Origin of the sequence: Flavonifractor sp. An10 (assembly GCF_002161215.1) — a bacterium.
Classification (GTDB): domain Bacteria; phylum Bacillota; class Clostridia; order Oscillospirales; family Oscillospiraceae; genus Flavonifractor; species Flavonifractor avistercoris.
In genome coordinates this window covers 343217-359870 of the sequence record NZ_NFMB01000003.1, presented here as the reverse complement: position 1 = coordinate 359870, position 16654 = coordinate 343217, and the positions used below count along the sequence as shown (strand labels likewise).

The window sequence follows — 16654 nt, the reverse complement described above, 5'->3', positions numbered from 1 at the left end:
CAAATGGTTAAGTCAACAACGCATGTTGAAATTCCGGAAGATGGTATCCGCGACGGATTCAAACAGCTTGGAATGGCAAAAATGCTGCTCCTGGGCTGCCAGCACGTATTCGCCATGTTCGGCGCAACTGTTTTGGTTCCTCTGCTAACTGGCTTCAGTGTTTCTGTGACATTGTTCAGCTGCGGATTGGGTACCGTCCTGTATTTCTTCATTACGAAGAAAAAGATGCCGGTATTCCTTGGGTCATCCTTTGCGTTTATCAGCGCCGCGCTTTCTATCGCGAATGGGGAAGGTGCTCTTCTTCCCTATGTTGCTCTGGGTACCTTCTTTGCAGGTTTAATTTACCTGGTTGTGGCCTTTTTTGTCAAACAGCTTGGCACCGCAAGAATCATGCGCATTTTCCCGCCGGTTGTCACCGCTCCCTGTGTCATGCTGCTGGCGCTGGTGCTGGCAGATACAGGCGTGGCGGATTGCTCCACCAACTGGGTCCTCGCCGGAATTGCAATTATCACAATGTTTGTGGTAAATCTTTTCGGCAAGGGCATGATCAAGCTGCTTCCTGTTCTGCTGGCAGTTGCGGTATCTTACGCTGTGGGTGCCATTGTCACCCTGATCGATCCTGATTTTCTCGGGCTCACCTGGATTGACTTTTCTGCGTTTGGACAGGTCGAAATTTTCCGAGTTCCCCCGTTCATGTCATCTTCACCGCTCTCCTTCCTGACCGGCGGCGCGGAATTTGACTTCAACGTGGCAGCAAATGCGGTGATCACATTTATGATTGTTTCCCTCGCCGGTGTGGTCAACACCGTAGGCGTGACCGCCGCTGTGGGCGCAGCCTGTAAGCGCAACTTCATCGTTGATCCCGGTCTGCACCGCAGTCTGATCGGCGACGGCGTCGGAACTTCTGTTGCCGGTCTGCTGGGCGGCTTTGCAAACACGACCTATTCCGAGAATACCGGCGTTGTCTCCATGACGAAAGTCTATGATGCTAGAACTACACTCATCGCCGGCATCTTTTCCATCCTGCTGTCCTTCTTCGGCGTGTTTGATGCGTTTATCAACACGATCCCCGCCTCGATTTTGGGAGGTATTTCCACCATCCTTTATGGTACTATTGTCGTTTCCGGTGTTTCCACGCTCATGGAGGAAAAGGTGAATCTGTCGAATCCCCGGAATATGCTGCTGATGGCAATTATCTTGATTTTCGGTTTGGGCTTCGAGGCCCATCCGCTGATTATCGGCAGCTTTGAATTTGGCGGACTGGCTGTATCTGCTTTTGTCGGTATTGTCCTGAATCTGATCCTCCCTGGTAACGACTACATCTACCAGGGCCAGGGCGAAAAAGACTGAAGGGGGAATCAATGATGCAAATGCTGATCAAAAATGCCAAGCTACGCAATCAGAGTGATTTGATGGATGTAGCGGTGGATGATGGGAAAATCAAGGAAATCGGAAAGCGGGTTCTCTGTGAAGCGGACACCGTGGTTGATGCCGAAGGCCGTTTGGTCACCTCGAGCTTCATTGAGCCTCATATTCACCTGGACAAAAACAACGTGCTGGATGAGATGCCGGATGCAAAGGTGGTCACTTTACAGGATGCTATTGACATCCAGGCAATTGCAAAGAAAAACTACTCCGTTGAGCGTATCGTGAAGCGGGGCAGCGATGTGGTCAATCGTGCAATTGTAAATGGTACCCTGAACATCCGATCTCATATTGATTTGGATGATGTGGCGGGTATTGTTACCTATGACGGCGTTGCCGCGTTAAAAGAAAAGTATAAGGGCGTCTGTGACATCCAAATCGTAGCCTTCCCCCAGGTTGGTCTGATCAAATGCCCGATGGCTAAGGAACTTATGGAAGAGGCCATGAAACGGGGCGCCGACGTTGTCGGAGGAATGCCTGCTAACGAAAATTCGCCGGATGATTCCAGGGAACACGTCAAATTCTGCTTTGACCTGGCGGAAAAATATGATGCGGACGTGGATATGCATGTCGATGAAACGGATGATCCCTTTTACCGCACCCTGGAGATGGTGGCAGACGAAGCGCTGAAGCGCGGCTACATCGGTCGGGTCACCGCCGGACATACCTGCGCCTTGGCGGCGTATGATGACCACTATGCCTCCTATGTGATTGAAAAGGTTGCCAAGGCTGGTATGAGGATTATAACGAATCCGCCTACCAACCTGGTTCTGGAAGGCCGCAACGACAAACAGCCCATCCGCCGCGGCATTACCAGAGTGAAGGAACTTCTGGCAGCCGGAGTGACTGTCTGCTTTGGACAGGACAATCTGAACGATACATTTTATCCCTTTGGAGCAGCCAATTCGCTCCAGCTTGCCAACCTGACCGGCCATGCCGCGCAGATGACCGCACCAGACGAGATCGAAAAACTTTACGATATGATCACAGTGGATGCTGCAAAGATCCTGGGACTGGAAGATTACGGCCTGGAAATCGGGAAAAATGCTAACCTCGTAATCTTGGATGCCACGGATGTGCGAGAAGCGATTCGGCTGGACTCCGACCGGCTGTATGTGATACGCAAGGGCAAGGTGGTTGCGCAGACAGAGAGGGAAACGAAGCTCTTTATCTAAATCTAAGCGACTTGTAACGGCACACCTACTACCAACCTGGGCATAAAAACTGTTGCCATCTCCATATTTCACATGAATTATTTATGACAATAGAAAGAAGGAAAACACATATGACCTATGACATTCTGATTACCAATGCCAAGACCCGCGCCTCCGGCAAGGAGACCGTGGACATCGGCATCCGGGCGGGTAAGATCGCCGACATCGGAAAGAACCTCTCCACCGACGCGGCCCAGACCATCGACGCCAAGGGCTGCCTGGTGACCGAGTCCTTTGTCAACGGCCACCTGCACCTGGACAAGGTGTTCACCCTGGAGATGGCCGGGCAGGAGGCCCTGGGCGAGTACCACACCGGCGGCATGGGCGGCGCCATGACCGCCATCGAGCGGGCCGCCGACTTCAAGGCCTGCTACGACGAGAAGTGGATTATCGAGAACGTCCGCAAGGTGTGCCGGATGGCGCTGAAGCATGGCAACACCCACATCCGCGCCTTTGCCGACGTGGACTCCAAGGCCCGGCTGGAGGGTGTGAAGGCCCTGCTGAAGGCCCGGGAGGAGTTCAAGGGCAAGGTGGAGCTGCAGGTGGTTGCCTTCCCCCAGGACGGCGTGATCCGTGAGCCCGGCACCGAGGAGCTGGTGCGCCAGGCGGCGGAGATGGGGGTGGACGTGATCGGCGGCATCCCCTGGATGGAGTACACCGAGGAGCTGGAGCAGTCCCATGTGGACAAGATGTGCGCCATCGCCAAGGAGTTCGACAAGAACATCTCCATGCTGCTGGACGACGTGGGCGACCCCGGTGAGCGCACCCTGGAGATGCTGTGTAAAAAGTCCATTGAGATGGGCTGGCAGGGCCGGGTGACCGCCCAGCACTGCCGTGCCATGGAGCTCTACAACGAGAACTATTTCCGCAAGCTGGTGGCCCTCATGAAGCAGGCGGGCGTCGGCCTGGTGTCCGACCCCCACACCGGCCCCCTCCACGCCCGCGTCCGGGATCTGCTGGCCGCCGGCGTCCCCGTGGCCCTGGGCCAGGACGACGTGGCCGACGCCTACTACCCCTTCGGTGAGTGCAACATGCTGCAGATCGCCTTCCTGGCCAGCCACCTGCTCTGGATGACCACCTTTGCCGACATGGAGTTGCTCTACGACATGGTGACCACCAGCGCCGCCAGGGTGCTGGGCATGCAGGGCCACAAGCTGGAGGTGGGCGGCAACGCCGACCTGGTGATCCTGGACGAGGAGGACGTCTACCACGCCATCTGGCACCACCGTCCTCCGGTCTGCGTCATCAAGGACGGCGTGGACGTCACCCTGAGAGATTGATTCCATCTAACCGCGTGCATCGGCGGCCCGCCCGGGAACAGCCCGTCCCCGCCGGCGGGCCGCCGCCGTTCATCGCCCGATATTTTGACAGGAGGAGCCAAAAATGGGAAAACGAATTGTCATCGCCCTGGGCGGCAACGCCCTGGGGAATAACTATCAGGAACAGCGGGAGGCGGTGCGCAATACCGCCAAGGCTATCGTGGATCTAGCGGCCGAGGGCCACGAGGTCATCGTCGCCCACGGCAACGGCCCCCAGGTGGGCATGATCCAGAAGGCAATGACCGCACTTCATAAGCAGGAGCCGGACAAGTACACCCTCTGCCCCCTGTCCATCTGTTGCGCCATGAGCCAGGGCTACATCGGCCACGATCTGCAGATCGCCATCCGGGACGAGCTGGCCCGGCGGGAGATTGCCAAGGAGGTCAGCACTGTACTCACCCATGTGGTGGTGGATCGGGCTGACCCGGCGTTCCAAAACCCCACCAAGCCCATCGGCACCTATGTGAGCCGGGAGGAGGCCGACCGCCTCATCGCGGAGCGGGGCTTTACCTACGCGGAGGACGCCGGCCGGGGCCTGCGCCGGGTGGTGCCCTCCCCCCAGCCCGCCTCCATTGTGGAGCTGCCCGCCATCCGTGACCTGGTGCAGGCGGGGCAGATTGTGATCGCCTGCGGCGGCGGTGGGATCCCGGTGGTTCGGACAGAGGAGGGCAACCTGGAGGGTGTGGAGGCTATCATTGACAAGGACTTCGCCTCCTGCCGCCTGGCCCAGGAGCTGGAGGCCGACTTCCTGGTCATCCTTACGGCAGTGGAGAAGGTGGCCATCCACTTCGGCACCCCCCAGGAGAAGTGGCTGGATTCCATGACTCCGGATGAGGCCAGAACCTATATCGCCGAGGGGCACTTCGCCCCAGGCTCCATGCTGCCCAAGGTGGAGGCCGCCCTCCAGTTCGCCGAGTCCGGCCAGGGACGCAGTGCCCTGATCACTCTGTTGGAAAAGGCCAAGGACGGAATCCAGGGCAAGACCGGAACCAGAATTGGGAGTTGAGTGATATGACCACATTTCCCATCATGGAATGTACCATCCGCCAGGTTCAGCAGGCCATGCTGGAGGGAAAGCTGACCTGCCGAGAACTGACAGAGGCCTATCTGGCGCGCATGGAGGCCTATGATCAACAGGGGCCCGCCCTCAACGCCATCATTGCCGTCAACCCACGGGCGCTGGAGGAGGCGGATCGGCTGGATCGGGTGCTCCGGGAGACGGGGGCCCTCTCCGGCCCCCTGCACGGCGTCCCCGTCCTGCTGAAGGACAACGTGGGCACCTGCGATATGCCTACCACAGCTGGCTCCCGCGCCCTAGAGGGCTTTGTCCCCCGGGAGGATGCTTTCCTCACCAAACGCCTGCGCCAGGCCGGAGCCCTGATCCTGGCCAAGACCAATCTGCATGAGTTCGCCATCTGGGGGGAGACAATCAGCTCCATCCTGGGGCAGACCCGAAATCCCTACGACCTGACCCGGACGCCAGGCGGTTCCTCTGGAGGCACCGGGGCAGCCATTGCCGCCAATATGGGCCTCATTGGCATCGGCACCGACACCATCAACTCCATCCGCAGCCCCTCCTCCGCCAACAGCCTGGTAGGCATCCGGCCCACCCTGGGGCTGGTCAGCCGGGATGGCATCGTACCCTACAGCATGACCCAGGACACCGCTGGCCCCATCTGCCGCACGGTGGAGGACGCCGTGCGGACGCTGGACGTGATCGCGGGCTATGACCATGCGGATCCCAGGACCGCCTGGTGTGTGGGCCGTAAGCCGGAGAGCTACCTCCCCTTCCTGGACCCGGATGGGATGCGGGGGAAGCGCATCGGCGTGCTGGAGAGCTTCTTCGGCACCCAGCCCGCCAATGAGGCGGTCAACCGGGTGGTCCGGCCCGCCCTCCGCTATTTTGAAGAGGGAGGAGCAGAGCTGATCTCCATCCGGGAGTCCATCGACTCCGCCTGGCTGACCGGGCATGTCAGCGTCCACCTGGACGACTTCAAGCACGATCTAAACCACTACCTGGCCCAGCAGGGGGATTCCGCCCCCGTCCACTCTCTGGAGGAGGTGGTGGCCAGCGGCAAGTATCACCCGGCCCTCCGGCAGCACTTGCTGGAGGCAGAGGAGAAGGAGGTCGACACACCGGAATACAACCGGAAGCGACTGCTCCAGGACAGAGTGCGGGATCAGGTGATGGGCCTCATGGCAGAGTTGCGGCTGGACGCCATCGTGTATCCTCACCAGCAGCAACTGGTGTGCAAAATAGGCGAATCCCAGCAGCAGCGCAACGGCGTGCTCTGCTCGGTGACTGGGTTCCCCTCTGTTGTGGTGCCCGCCGGGTTTGCCCCCAGCGGAACTGCCCCCATCGGCGTACCGGTGGGCATGGAGATTATCGGCCGGCCCTTCAGCGAGCCCGTCCTGATTGCCATCGCCTATTCCTTCGAACAGGTATCTCGGCTCCGCCGTCCGCCGCAGTCGGCACCGGAGCTTCCCTGATTTCCCGCCTTTGGTGAGCCTCCGCCGCTCCCTGCCTGCGGTATGCAGATAGGAGGAAAGAACATGTATCAACCAGAACAGCCCATCTTTGATGAACAGCCGGAATCCAACATTGAAGTGACCATCGGGATTGAGGATGTTCCAAAACCCTGGTGGAAGAGCTGGTATTTTGCCCTGCAGATCACACTGGTGGATTTCACACCGTTTATGTGGGTCAGCGGTTTTGCATCCCTTGCCGGTATCCAGTCCGCCAGCTTTACGGCCACAATGCTGAGTGCCTGCTTTTTCTGCATGGGTATCTGCACCTTCCTGCAGACCACCATTGGAAACCGGCTCCCCATTGTACAGGGCACGTCGTCCTCGCTGATGTCCTCCATGGGGAGCATTGCCGGTGTGTACGGGCTTCCGGCCACCTGGGGCTCCATCCTGGTGGGCGGCTTCCTGGAATTCCTGCTGGGCGCGACCCGTGTGATCAGCAAAATCCGGAAGTTTCTGCCTCCGGTGGTATTGGGTTCGGTGGTCACCTCTATCGGGTTTGTGGCTGCCAGGATTGCCGTGCAGTGGACCTTTTCCAACACAGAGCCGGTCTATATGATCCTGGCCGTCATCGCCTTTATTCTGGCGCTGCTGCTGAAATTCTTGGGGAGAGGCATCGTCTCTCAGGGCTTTATCCTCATCAGTGTGGTTCTCGTTGGGGTTGTCGGCGCGTCTGCTTTGGGGCTCTTCGACTGGAAAGCGGTTCAGGAGGCACCCTGGTTTGCCCTGCCTCAGCTGTTTCCCTTCCGGGATATGCCAAATCCGTCCGGGGAGTCCGGCCAGCTGGTCGCGTTTGTCGGAGCCGCAATCCTCGGCGGCTTCTCCGGGTACATCGGCTCGATTTTTGAGTCAGTCGGCGACTATGGCGCCACCTGCTCCGCCTGTAAAGAGGTCTATCGGGTCAAACATATCGACCGGGGTATTATGGCCGAGGGCCTGGGCTGTGTGATCACCGCCTTCTTCGGCGCCCTGCCCTGCACCTCCTATACCCAGAATATCGGCATTGTGGCTGCCACCGGCGTGGCCTCCCGACGTGTGACACAGGTTGCGGGAATCCTGTTTTTGCTGTACGGTCTGTGCCCCAAGATGGCGTATGTACTGGCGGGAATCCCCAAGCCGATCATCGGCGCGGTTTTCCTGATTACAGCGGCTTCCATCATGTTCTCCGGGATTGACACAATCGTGTCCTCCCCCAGAACACTGAGGAACACGATCATTGCCGGAACCACGCTTTCTCTGGCGGTTATGCTCCCATATCACTGCAGCTCTACCTATGCGGAGTGGGCCAGCTCTCTGCCGCCCTTCCTGAACATGGTGTGCACTTCCAACGTGTTTCTGGCGGTGATTTTTGGTGTCGGTCTGAACATTATTCTGAACATCATCCTGAAGGATAAGAAAGAAGAGAAAGCAAGCTAAAAAGGCAATGCAGTTTTATTGAAAACTGCGGGAAGCTTGCGGAGGTCTGCACCAAACAGATATCGTACCAGCCCGGGCCTGTGTGTTAGCCACACAGGCCCGGCTGCGTGTACATCGGGTGTGGCGATCTGATGCTGCCACAGATTTCTGAATGATGAGTATCTTTCCTCTCATAATACCGTATCTTGCTATTTGTGTTTTGCTGTAAACTAAAATATATCTAAAGTTTACAATTGAAGAAGATTTGCAATGCCTGCCCGTAATCTGTCTCGGGTGGCTCTTTTCGCCGCCCTCATGGCAATTTGTTCCTGGATATCCATCCCTGCGCCGGTGCCCTTCACCCTCCAGACCTTCGCTGTCTTTCTTGCCCCCGCTCTGCTCGGTGGCAAGATGGGCACAATTGCGGTGGGAACATATCTGCTGCTTGGCGCGGTGGGTCTACCGGTATTTGCCGGCTTTTCCGGGGGAATCGGTGTCCTGCTAGGTGCCACTGGCGGTTATCTGCTAGGCTTCTTGCTCACTACTCTGGTGGTATGGCTGGCAGAGATTGCCCTTGGCACTTCTCAGCCGGTATTTCTGGCCTCTGCCCTTGTGGGACAGGGTCTGTGTTATCTGTTCGGTTCAGTGTGGTATGCTCTGGGGTATGCTGGTGGTGCTGCGGGATTGCCAGCTGTACTGAGTACATGTGTGATTCCTTTCCTTCTACCCGATACCGCAAAGCTGATCCTGGCCTGGTCCTTGCGTAAGAGGCTGGCCCCCGTTCTGGCCAAAAGCCGCTAAAACATTACTTATTCTACTTCACCTCCAGGAGTATGCACAGATTGGAAGTGCATCCTCCATTCCCTCGGTATCTTGCCCTTTTCTCCACCCGGCCCTGGCGGATCAACTCCAGGGCCCTCTTTATCGTGGAGCGAGAGAGACTTAGATCTTTTGCCATGGTGCCAATGGCGTACCAGCTCTCGCCGTCCTTGTTTGCCCGGTCGTGAAGGTAGACCAGCACCTGCTTGGCCCTGGCGCTCAGTTCCGGGTCATTGTAGATCTCGTTAAAATAGCTCATTTATTGCCCTTCTCCTTCCCTGTACGGTAATCAGCACCCCCTGTCCGGAGGGGAAACGCCCGGCAGATGGCTCTGGTCAGCTCCGCCTTGCTGGCGTAGTAGACCTTCCGGGCGGCCCGCTGGGGCACCTGGTAGGGCTCCCCAAAGGTGATCCCCCACTCCAGGAACAGCCGCAGGCGGGTCTGCATGGGGTGGGTGCCTGTTTTCATGACGATGAAGTGGCCCTTGGGGATGGACTTGAGCTCATCCGGGGTCATGAGAGGCCTCTCAATCATCTGCAGGCTCTGGCTGGTCTCACCCTTCCCCCTGGAGATGGAGCCGCTCATGACGGTGCGGCTGCCCAGGGCCTTGGAGAGCACCTCGGCGGTCTGGCTGTTAGGGGCAAAGCCGCCGAAGATAGTGTCCTGCACATTGTCCATGATGATTTCCGCCCCTTCTTTACATAGTGATAGGTAAGTCTTTGATGTCATCTCCAACTTTTCCCCCACTCCACACCGTGCAAGCAGGTTTCCCCGCACACGGCGTTCCATCAAAACTGAATTTTGCAACTTAAACTACACCTGAAACTAAACACAATTTTCTGTTAAATACAGGGTAGGTCGAGCATTTTTCTGAGACGATTGATCTTAGCCATCTGCTTTTTATCTGGCTTAAGCATGTCCATATAAGCCCTTATCGTTTCTGGCTTTGCTGCGTGAAGCAGCCGATGAACATCAGTTGTTACCAGTACCAAATTGCTATAATGTAGTTTTATTTGCCTTTCTTCAGATTTGACTGGTGGCTGTTCCTCCATTGCCATTACAGCAACTTCATCAGTCGTGCCACCGCTTTCAGTTAGATAAAAGCAGGTTATGTCATAGAGTTTCCCTGCTAACACTGAGACAGCACTCATTTTCTGTGTTCTAACCTTCCCTTGTTCCATAACCTCTATCTTTGCATATATGCCCTTAGGTGTATCCTGTGAGCCTGTGTGCTTACTTCCGCCTGTAACGGAATAGGGTATTTCATAACTACGATTTTTACTTTACCCCACACACGAGCAAATTGCTCAAAAGCCTTTTCGACTTCCTAAAAATGTAGACCCGTACATTCGGATATTCGTCAGAATTTTCATTCATTCTCACCATAGGCATTTTGTAGACCCCCGGCCTAACACTCACAGCCACCTCTGGCTTGCTTTTGCCGTAACGATACAATATGATTGTTGTCGATACAGCGAGTGTATTCAGCCGACTTCACCGAGCTCTTGACCCTACAAGTGCTGTCTTGCAGCGCCAATCGGAGTATCAGGGAAGACGTTTCAGGGCGTTACCCCCTCATTCCATCTATCAAGGTTACAGTTAGGCAAATTACTTTGCCCAGCCATTTTCACACTATACGGTCTGTCGCCTATAGGATTTAGTCCTATAGGATAGTGGTTGTTGGCTAACAAGTCGCGCCGTAGTTCTTCTCCAACTGGGCCAGGGACTGGATGATGGGCACCAGGGTCAGCCGCCGGGAGCGGCCGGCAGAGAACAGGGGCAGAATGTCGAAGGCGGGCATGGTTCCTAGCTCGTCACAGAAAAACACCACCCGGTTGGGCAGCTTCCCATCGTGCTCATCCGCCACGGAGAACAGTTCCCGGCTCAGGGTCTGGATCATCAGCCCGGCCATGAAGTTCTTGGTGCTGTCTTCCTCCGGAAGTATCAGAAAGATAGCGGATTTCCGTGAGGCAAAGCTCTCAGCGTCCATGGCGCTGTCGAAGCAGAGCACCTGCTCCAGCTCCGAGTCCAGGAAGGTGTTCAGCCGGGAGAGCACGGTGGACATGACGGAGGCCATGGATTGCTCGGCGGCGGTGAGGGCGGAGCCGGAGAACCACTTGGCCTTGTGTTCCTCCGGCAGGCGGTCCATGAGGAGCTGGAACTCGTTTTTGCCCGGCAGGATGCTGGGGGCCAGGAGCTCCTGCACCAGCTTGAACACGGACACGATGTGCCTCCGCTCCCGCAGCTCCCCGTGAATCCGTTTGGGCGGCAAATATTCCGCCAGCAGGAGGGTCACGGCAGTGAGCACACCCTCTGCTGCGTCGTAAAAATATTGATTTTGTGCGAAGTTCTCCCCCTCCGGGTTGATGATGGTCTTGGACAGGATTTTGGCGTACTTCTCTGCCTTGGCCCGGGCCGCCAGGTTGGACGGGTCTTTCCGGCACACGTCCATGTAGTGGTTGATCAGGGTGAGCAGGTTGTAGCCATCCGAGCGGGTGGGATTGCGGAGATCCACCACGGACACCTGATAGCCATAGCAGTCCCGGGCAATACCGCCATAATTTCGCGACAGATCCCCCTTCGTGTCCAGGGCTAGGAAGCTCATGCCGCTGGCGCAGGCATATTCCAGATTTGGGTATAGGAAGTAGGCGGTCTTGCCCACGCCAGAGGCACCGATCATGAGGCAGTGGATGTCGTCACAGTCCACCAGGGCCCGGATCCCACCGTGCTTCCACAGTCTCTCCGGAATGGGCGGATGGACGGTTTTCCCGAGCAAACAGAACTCTGGCGGGGCCGGGATCTTTCCCATACAGCCCAGCACCAGCCCCTGCGCGTCCGGGAGCTGCTCCCCCTTCCGCCACAGCGCAGGCTGGAAGGGTACAGAGCGGAAGATCTTCCGCACCTCCACCGGTGTGGCCCAGCGGGCGGTGCCGTGCTGGCCGTCGCCCACGTCCTTGCTCTTGATGCTGTCCAGGCTGCCCCGGTTGGAGAAGGCGGTGATAGCTACCAGGGCACCGAACACTGCTGCCAGCAGGAGAATCAGTATCCAGGTATCGTTACTCACGTGTATCTCCCTCTTTCTGGTCATTCTCTGTGTTTGATCTACCTTCCAGTGTGACCTTCTTGGTGGTCCAGGATGAACCGGGGCCCGGTCCAGCGGCAGAGCGCACCGCCCCCTTGGCGGGCGGTGCGCTCCCAGCCACCGCCGGATAGGCTTACATACTCTGGGCCATAGCGGGGCCGGCCATGGTCTGACCCTGCACCAGGTCGTCGTTCCAGTCCTTATGCACAGGGAGCAGGATACCGCTGTGGTATCCTGCTCCCTGCAGTTCTTCCTGAAGGCGCCTGGCGGCGGCCTGTCCCGGTTCGTCGTGATCCAAGCAGAGCACCACATCATGGAGGTGGGTGTTCTGCTCCAACATCCAGCGCATGGCCTGGCCGCTGGTACCGCACAGGGCCACATAGCTGTGCTCCTGCCAACGGCCCGGATACAGCGTCAGAAAGGATAACAGGTCGACGGGCGCCTCGAACACATAGAGCAGGCCGTCCTGTCCCACGTGGTGGAAGCTGTACTGGGGCCTGCTGCCCTCCGCGTTGACCTTGAAGGACTTGCCCTGGCTGTTGGTGCTCCGCTTGTGGGCGTGGCGGGGGACGCCCTGCTCATCCGTGCCCACAAAGACACAGTTGTGGTATTGGGCATCTTCGTATAGCAGGCCGGCCCGGGCGAAGTGGGTGATCACCTCCCGGCTGATGTGGCGCTGCTTCATCAGGTAGGCGTACACCCGACGCATATCGGTGTGGGACGGAGGAAGGGCAAAGGGCTTAGGCGGCTCCTCCCGCTTTGGCTGCGCGGCGGGATATGCCTCCCCCAATTCATTCCCCAACAGGAGCTCCATGGCCTCCTGATAGGTTGTCCCGTAGTAGTGCTGGACGAAGCTGACCGCATGGCCGCCCTGACGTGCGGCGTGGTCGTACCACTCGCTGCCCCGAACGGTGATGCGGTGCCGCCGCTCCAGCCGGTACTCCCGCCCGGAGCGGAGCAGTTTCTCCCCCCGCCGCCGCAGGAACTCCTCCAGGTCAACGGAGTTGGCCCGCTCCTTCTGCTCGTCGGTATAGTGAATATAGGTTCCCGTGAGAAATCACCTCGGTTTTGGTTGCTGTCTTTCCCTGGATTGTGTAAAATAAAAGAAACAGAATTTGACTGTGCCAGGAGGCTGCCCATGAACAATCAGAATGAAGTTTTAGCCGTCAGCCCAGAGCAGACCTATCACGCCATCCGCAGCTCCATTGTGACTGCCCAGCACTCCGTAGCCAAAGCGGTCAACTCCGCCATGGTGACCGCCTATTGGGAGATCGGAGAGCAGATCTACAAAGCGTGTGGAGAAAATGACCGGGCGGAGTATGGAAGCAGGCTCTTAGAATACCTCTCCGCAAAACTGACTGCTGAATTCGGAAAAGGCTTCAGTGTGCAGGGGCTCCGAAATATGCGCCAGTTCTATTGCACGTTTCCGATTCGCTCCACGCTGTGGAGCGAATTGAGCTGGTCACACTACCGACTGCTGATGCGTGTATCAGATGAGAAGGCACGCGCGTTCTATGCGGAGGAGTGTGCCAAATCGGCCTGGAGTGTGCGTCAGCTGGAGCGCCAGATCAACACCATGTATTACCAGCGGATCCTGGCCAGCCAGGACAAGGCATCCGTCGCTGCGGAAATTCAGCGCAGAGAACCCAAACCTGAGTATGAGAAGATCGTCAAGGATCCCTATGTCATGGAATTCCTTCAGATCCAGCCGGATACCCATGTCTATGAGAGTGATCTGGAGCAGGCCCTTATCGATCACCTCCAGCAGTTTCTTCTGGAACTGGGCCGCGGTTTTTCCTTCGTCTCCCGCCAGAAGCGGTTTACTCTGGACGGGCAGAGTTTCTTTATTGATCTGGTGTTTTACAACTACATCCTCAAGTGCTTTGTACTGATTGACCTGAAAACAGATACCCTGACCCACCAGGACATCGGCCAGATGCAGATGTATGTGAACTACTACACCCGTGAGATGATGAATGAAGGGGACAATCCGCCCATTGGCATTGTGCTGTGCGCAGAGAAGAACGACGCGGTGGTGCGCTATACGCTGCCGGAAAACAACACCCAAATCTTCACCTCTAAGTACAAGACCTATCTCCCCTCTGAAGATGAGTTGAAGCGGGAGCTCCGACTCGACTCCTTTCACAAATTGGACGAATAGTTGAAGTGGGGCTCGGACTGATCCGAGCCCCACTAGTTTTGCTGGCACCAAAGGCAACCCCCGGCTATGCCGGGGGTAAAAAATAGCTTATAGCGAGGAGAAAAGTAGAAAAAGAAAAAACTCCCTGATAAGGTAGAAGTGGTTTGCCGACCACACAACTACGATAACAGGGAGGTCTTCATCGTGAAAGACAAAGACATAAGTAGTTTAGAGCATACAAGTTGGAGGTGTCAATATCACATCGTATTTGCACCCAAATATCGAAGGATGGAGATATATAGTCAGATAAAACAAGATATAGGAGTAATATTAAGAAAACTGTGTCAGCAAAAGGGCATAGAGATTATAGAAGCCAGAGCGTGCCCAGACCATATACATATGTTGATAAGTATCCCACCCAAGTACAGCGTATCACAGATTATGGGGTATTTGAAAGGGAAAAGTAGTCTGATGATATTTGATCGGCATGCAAATTTGAAGTATAAGTATGGAAATCGGCACTTTTGGGCCAGAGGATATTATGTGGATACAGTGGGACGGAATAAAAAGCAAATAGCAGAGTATATCCGAAACCAACTGGCATCGGATCAAATAGCAGACCAGATAGGCCTGAAAGAGTTTGTTGACCCGTTTACGGGTCGCGAGAACAGGAAGGCATAAAAGGAACCCCTTAAGGGGTAGCCCGAGAAAGAAATGCAGTCGGCAAACCTTTCGGGGCCCCTTAAGGGGCTTCGTCCGTATCAGGCCCTTATAGGGCCTACTCAAGCCTCCGGCTTAGCCGGAGGTTTTGACTAGAGGTCATGTGGTCTCCGCTCCGCCTGGATTTTTTCTGCTCTGTGTTAAGACGTCAGCCCCACTTCAAAATCTGCGTCGTAAAGGACAAAAAGTGCTATTAAATGGGCTCTACGTTCAAAAGAGCTCACAGCGTGTCAGTCATAAACCATATTCAAAACAATTGGTTTATTGGAGCATGCTCCAATAAACTCCACGCTTTTTCATCAGCTCATCATACGTACCGGACTCCATGATTCCCTGCTTCCCCACCACAAAAATGCGGTCGGCACGGCGGATCGTGGAGGGGCGGTGCGCAATCAGGAAACAGGTTCGGCCCTTCAGCAGACGCATGGTTGCCTGTTGGATACGACGCTCGGTAGTGGTATCCACGTTGCTGGTGGCCTCATCCAGAATCAGGATAGGCGCCTGGCTTACCAGAGCCCGGGCGATTGCAAGTAGCTGACGCTGCCCTTGGCTAAGCTCCTCTGCTGCACCTGAGATGATGGTATCGTATCCCTGCGGGAGGCGCTGAATAAAACCGTGTGCGTTGGCCAGCTTCGCCGCTTGCATAACCTCGTCCTTTGTGGCCTCCGGCCGGGCATATCGCAGGTTTTCCAATACTGTGCCCCGGAAAAAGGCCGTATCCTGGAGCACCACAGAGAAGCACCGGCCTAGGCTCGCGCGGCTGTATTGCTCCAGAGGAATGCCGTCCAGCCGGATTACCCCTGCCGATGGTTCATAGGCCCGGGTCAACAGATTGATCAGCGTACTCTTACCCGCGCCGGTCTCTCCCACAAATGCAGCCACTTCCCCGGCCTCAACCCGGAGGCTCACATGCTCCAGCACGGACTTCTCCGGCTCATAGGAAAAAGAGACGTCCTCAAAAGCCACCTCTCCCCGTACCGTTTGGGGAGAGACGGCCTCAGGGGCATCTGCTGGCATCTCAGGTTCATCCAGGATATCGAAGAGGCGTTCCGCCCCAGCCACGGCCTGCTGGATACTGGAAAAAAGGGCTGCGATGCTGTTAAGCGGCCGCCCTAACTGCCGGGAATAGCCCAAAAAGCTTACTACCAGGCCAATCCGCACCACCCCGTGAAGGGCCAGCACACCGCCGGTACAGGCAATCAGGGCAAACCCCAAATGGTTGACCATATTTACCAAGGGGCTGAGCAGTCCGGCGCATACCTGTGCTTTTACTGAGGTGGTGCACAGCACTTCGTTTATATGGTCAAATTGCTCCAGCACCTCTGCCTGCCGGTGGTAGAGCTTGACTGTACGTCCGTTGGACAGCGTCTCCTGTACCAGACCGCTCAGGCGCCCCAGCTCATCGGCCTGCCTGCGGTAGAGCGTCCGGCTTCGCTGCGAGATGAGGCGTGTACACAGGGCGATCACTGGTACCGTTGCCAACGCCACCAATGTGAGCAGAGGACTGAGGAAGACCATAATGGTCAATGCGCCCGCCACTGTCAGCAAGCTGGAAAACAGCTGCGTCACAGACTCTGCGGCCACGGTGCTGACATTGTCGGCGTCGCTGACCAGTCGGCTCATCGTATCCCCGTGGGGGTGTCGGTCAAAGTAGGACAGGGGAAGCTTCCCCAATTTGGCAAAGCAATCCCGGCGGATTTGGGTCACCATTCTCTGGGAGATAATCTCCATCCAGCGGCGGCGTCCCCAGTTGCCAAGCCACTGTGCCGCTATCACTCCCACCAGGAGAACCAGTAGCGCCGCCAGTGCAGTTCTGTCCACTCCGCCCACCCGGAAGCAGTCCACCGCCAGCCCCAGCAGATAGGGCACTGCAAGGGATGCAACGGTGGAGAGCACGGTGAGGCCTACCACCAGAATAAGTTCCCTTTTCCACCGGGCATAGAGCGCCAGCAGTCGGCGCACGGTGCCCCGTCCGTTCCTGGCCTTTGCGTGGGGCCCGAATCGCTGCTGAAGA

At 56.8% G+C, this 16654-nt stretch carries 13 protein-coding genes and 2 pseudogenes; 9 read left to right on the top strand and 6 right to left on the bottom strand.

Going from position 1 to position 16654, the window contains the following annotated elements:
• Positions 1-3 precede the first annotated feature (3 nt).
• From B5E42_RS06990 to B5E42_RS06960, 7 genes are all read left to right on the top strand, one after another.
• Entirely contained in the window at positions 4-1350 is a 1347-nt protein-coding gene (locus B5E42_RS06990; protein WP_087238025.1) for a solute carrier family 23 protein, read from the top strand.
• 14 nt (positions 1351-1364) lie between these two features.
• On the top strand, positions 1365-2600 hold the full coding sequence (locus B5E42_RS06985; protein WP_162613921.1) for an amidohydrolase family protein: 1236 nt from the start codon (positions 1365-1367) through the stop codon (positions 2598-2600).
• 110 nt (positions 2601-2710) lie between these two features.
• On the top strand, positions 2711-3919 hold the full coding sequence (locus B5E42_RS06980) for an amidohydrolase family protein (RefSeq protein ID WP_087238021.1): 1209 nt from the start codon (positions 2711-2713) through the stop codon (positions 3917-3919).
• Positions 3920-4022: 103 nt separating this feature from the next.
• A complete protein-coding gene (arcC, locus tag B5E42_RS06975; protein WP_087238019.1) occupies positions 4023-4964 on the top strand; it encodes a carbamate kinase in 942 nt (313 codons plus the stop codon).
• Between the two features lie 5 nt (positions 4965-4969).
• The gene (locus tag B5E42_RS06970; RefSeq protein ID WP_087238017.1) at positions 4970-6448 is read left to right on the top strand and encodes an amidase family protein; all 1479 of its coding nucleotides are present in this window, start codon (positions 4970-4972) and stop codon (positions 6446-6448) included.
• 63 nt (positions 6449-6511) lie between these two features.
• Positions 6512-7900, top strand: a complete 1389-nt coding sequence (locus tag B5E42_RS06965) for a solute carrier family 23 protein (protein WP_087238015.1) — start codon at positions 6512-6514, stop codon at positions 7898-7900.
• Between the two features lie 249 nt (positions 7901-8149).
• On the top strand, positions 8150-8680 hold the full coding sequence (locus B5E42_RS06960) for a biotin transporter BioY (protein ID WP_087238013.1): 531 nt from the start codon (positions 8150-8152) through the stop codon (positions 8678-8680).
• 13 nt (positions 8681-8693) lie between these two features.
• Here the strand turns inward: B5E42_RS06960 and B5E42_RS06955 are convergent, their stop codons facing one another.
• The 5 genes and pseudogenes from B5E42_RS06955 to B5E42_RS06935 all read right to left on the bottom strand — a co-directional run bounded on the left by B5E42_RS06955 (position 8694) and on the right by B5E42_RS06935 (position 12594).
• Entirely contained in the window at positions 8694-8957 is a 264-nt protein-coding gene (locus tag B5E42_RS06955) for a helix-turn-helix domain-containing protein (RefSeq protein WP_087238011.1), read from the bottom strand.
• Positions 8954-9397: pseudogene (locus B5E42_RS06950) on the bottom strand (TraM recognition domain-containing protein); the annotation flags it as partial. The gene B5E42_RS06955 and the pseudogene B5E42_RS06950, both read right to left, overlap by 4 nt.
• Before the next feature lie 143 nt (positions 9398-9540).
• A complete protein-coding gene (locus B5E42_RS18775; RefSeq protein WP_141242477.1) occupies positions 9541-9879 on the bottom strand; it encodes a hypothetical protein in 339 nt (112 codons plus the stop codon).
• A gap of 515 nt (positions 9880-10394) precedes the next feature.
• Positions 10395-11786: pseudogene (locus tag B5E42_RS06940) on the bottom strand (type IV secretory system conjugative DNA transfer family protein); the annotation flags it as partial.
• A 127-nt stretch (positions 11787-11913) separates the two neighbouring features.
• The gene (locus B5E42_RS06935; protein WP_242967049.1) at positions 11914-12594 is read right to left on the bottom strand and encodes a DUF3991 and toprim domain-containing protein; all 681 of its coding nucleotides are present in this window, start codon (positions 12592-12594) and stop codon (positions 11914-11916) included.
• 324 nt (positions 12595-12918) lie between these two features.
• Here B5E42_RS06935 and B5E42_RS06930 point away from each other — a divergent pair, with 324 nt between their 5' ends.
• Together B5E42_RS06930 and tnpA are read left to right on the top strand one after the other, a co-directional pair.
• The gene (locus B5E42_RS06930; RefSeq protein WP_087238005.1) at positions 12919-13941 is read left to right on the top strand and encodes a PDDEXK nuclease domain-containing protein; all 1023 of its coding nucleotides are present in this window, start codon (positions 12919-12921) and stop codon (positions 13939-13941) included.
• Between the two features lie 183 nt (positions 13942-14124).
• Positions 14125-14601 carry an IS200/IS605 family transposase gene (gene tnpA / locus B5E42_RS06925; protein WP_204244376.1) on the top strand — a complete coding sequence of 159 codons (477 nt, stop codon included), beginning with the start codon at positions 14125-14127 and terminating at the stop codon, positions 14599-14601.
• 300 nt (positions 14602-14901) lie between these two features.
• Here tnpA and B5E42_RS06920 read toward each other — a convergent pair whose 3' ends face one another.
• Positions 14902-16602: an ABC transporter ATP-binding protein gene (locus B5E42_RS06920; RefSeq protein ID WP_242967048.1), complete on the bottom strand. Its 1701-nt coding sequence runs from the start codon at positions 16600-16602 to the stop codon at positions 14902-14904.
• Positions 16603-16654: the final 52 nt, after the last annotated feature.

Coding starts and splice junctions, on each gene's coding strand:
- B5E42_RS06990 (WP_087238025.1), top strand. CDS start 4: ATGGTTAAGTCAACAACGCATGTTGAAATTCCGGAAGATGGTATCCGC.
- B5E42_RS06985 (WP_162613921.1), top strand. CDS start 1,365: ATGCAAATGCTGATCAAAAATGCCAAGCTACGCAATCAGAGTGATTTG.
- B5E42_RS06980 (WP_087238021.1), top strand. CDS start 2,711: ATGACCTATGACATTCTGATTACCAATGCCAAGACCCGCGCCTCCGGC.
- arcC (WP_087238019.1), top strand. CDS start 4,023: ATGGGAAAACGAATTGTCATCGCCCTGGGCGGCAACGCCCTGGGGAAT.
- B5E42_RS06970 (WP_087238017.1), top strand. CDS start 4,970: ATGACCACATTTCCCATCATGGAATGTACCATCCGCCAGGTTCAGCAG.
- B5E42_RS06965 (WP_087238015.1), top strand. CDS start 6,512: ATGTATCAACCAGAACAGCCCATCTTTGATGAACAGCCGGAATCCAAC.
- B5E42_RS06960 (WP_087238013.1), top strand. CDS start 8,150: ATGCCTGCCCGTAATCTGTCTCGGGTGGCTCTTTTCGCCGCCCTCATG.
- B5E42_RS06955 (WP_087238011.1), bottom strand. CDS start 8,957: ATGAGCTATTTTAACGAGATCTACAATGACCCGGAACTGAGCGCCAGG.
- B5E42_RS18775 (WP_141242477.1), bottom strand. CDS start 9,879: ATGGAACAAGGGAAGGTTAGAACACAGAAAATGAGTGCTGTCTCAGTG.
- B5E42_RS06935 (WP_242967049.1), bottom strand. CDS start 12,594: ATGGAGCTCCTGTTGGGGAATGAATTGGGGGAGGCATATCCCGCCGCG.
- B5E42_RS06930 (WP_087238005.1), top strand. CDS start 12,919: ATGAACAATCAGAATGAAGTTTTAGCCGTCAGCCCAGAGCAGACCTAT.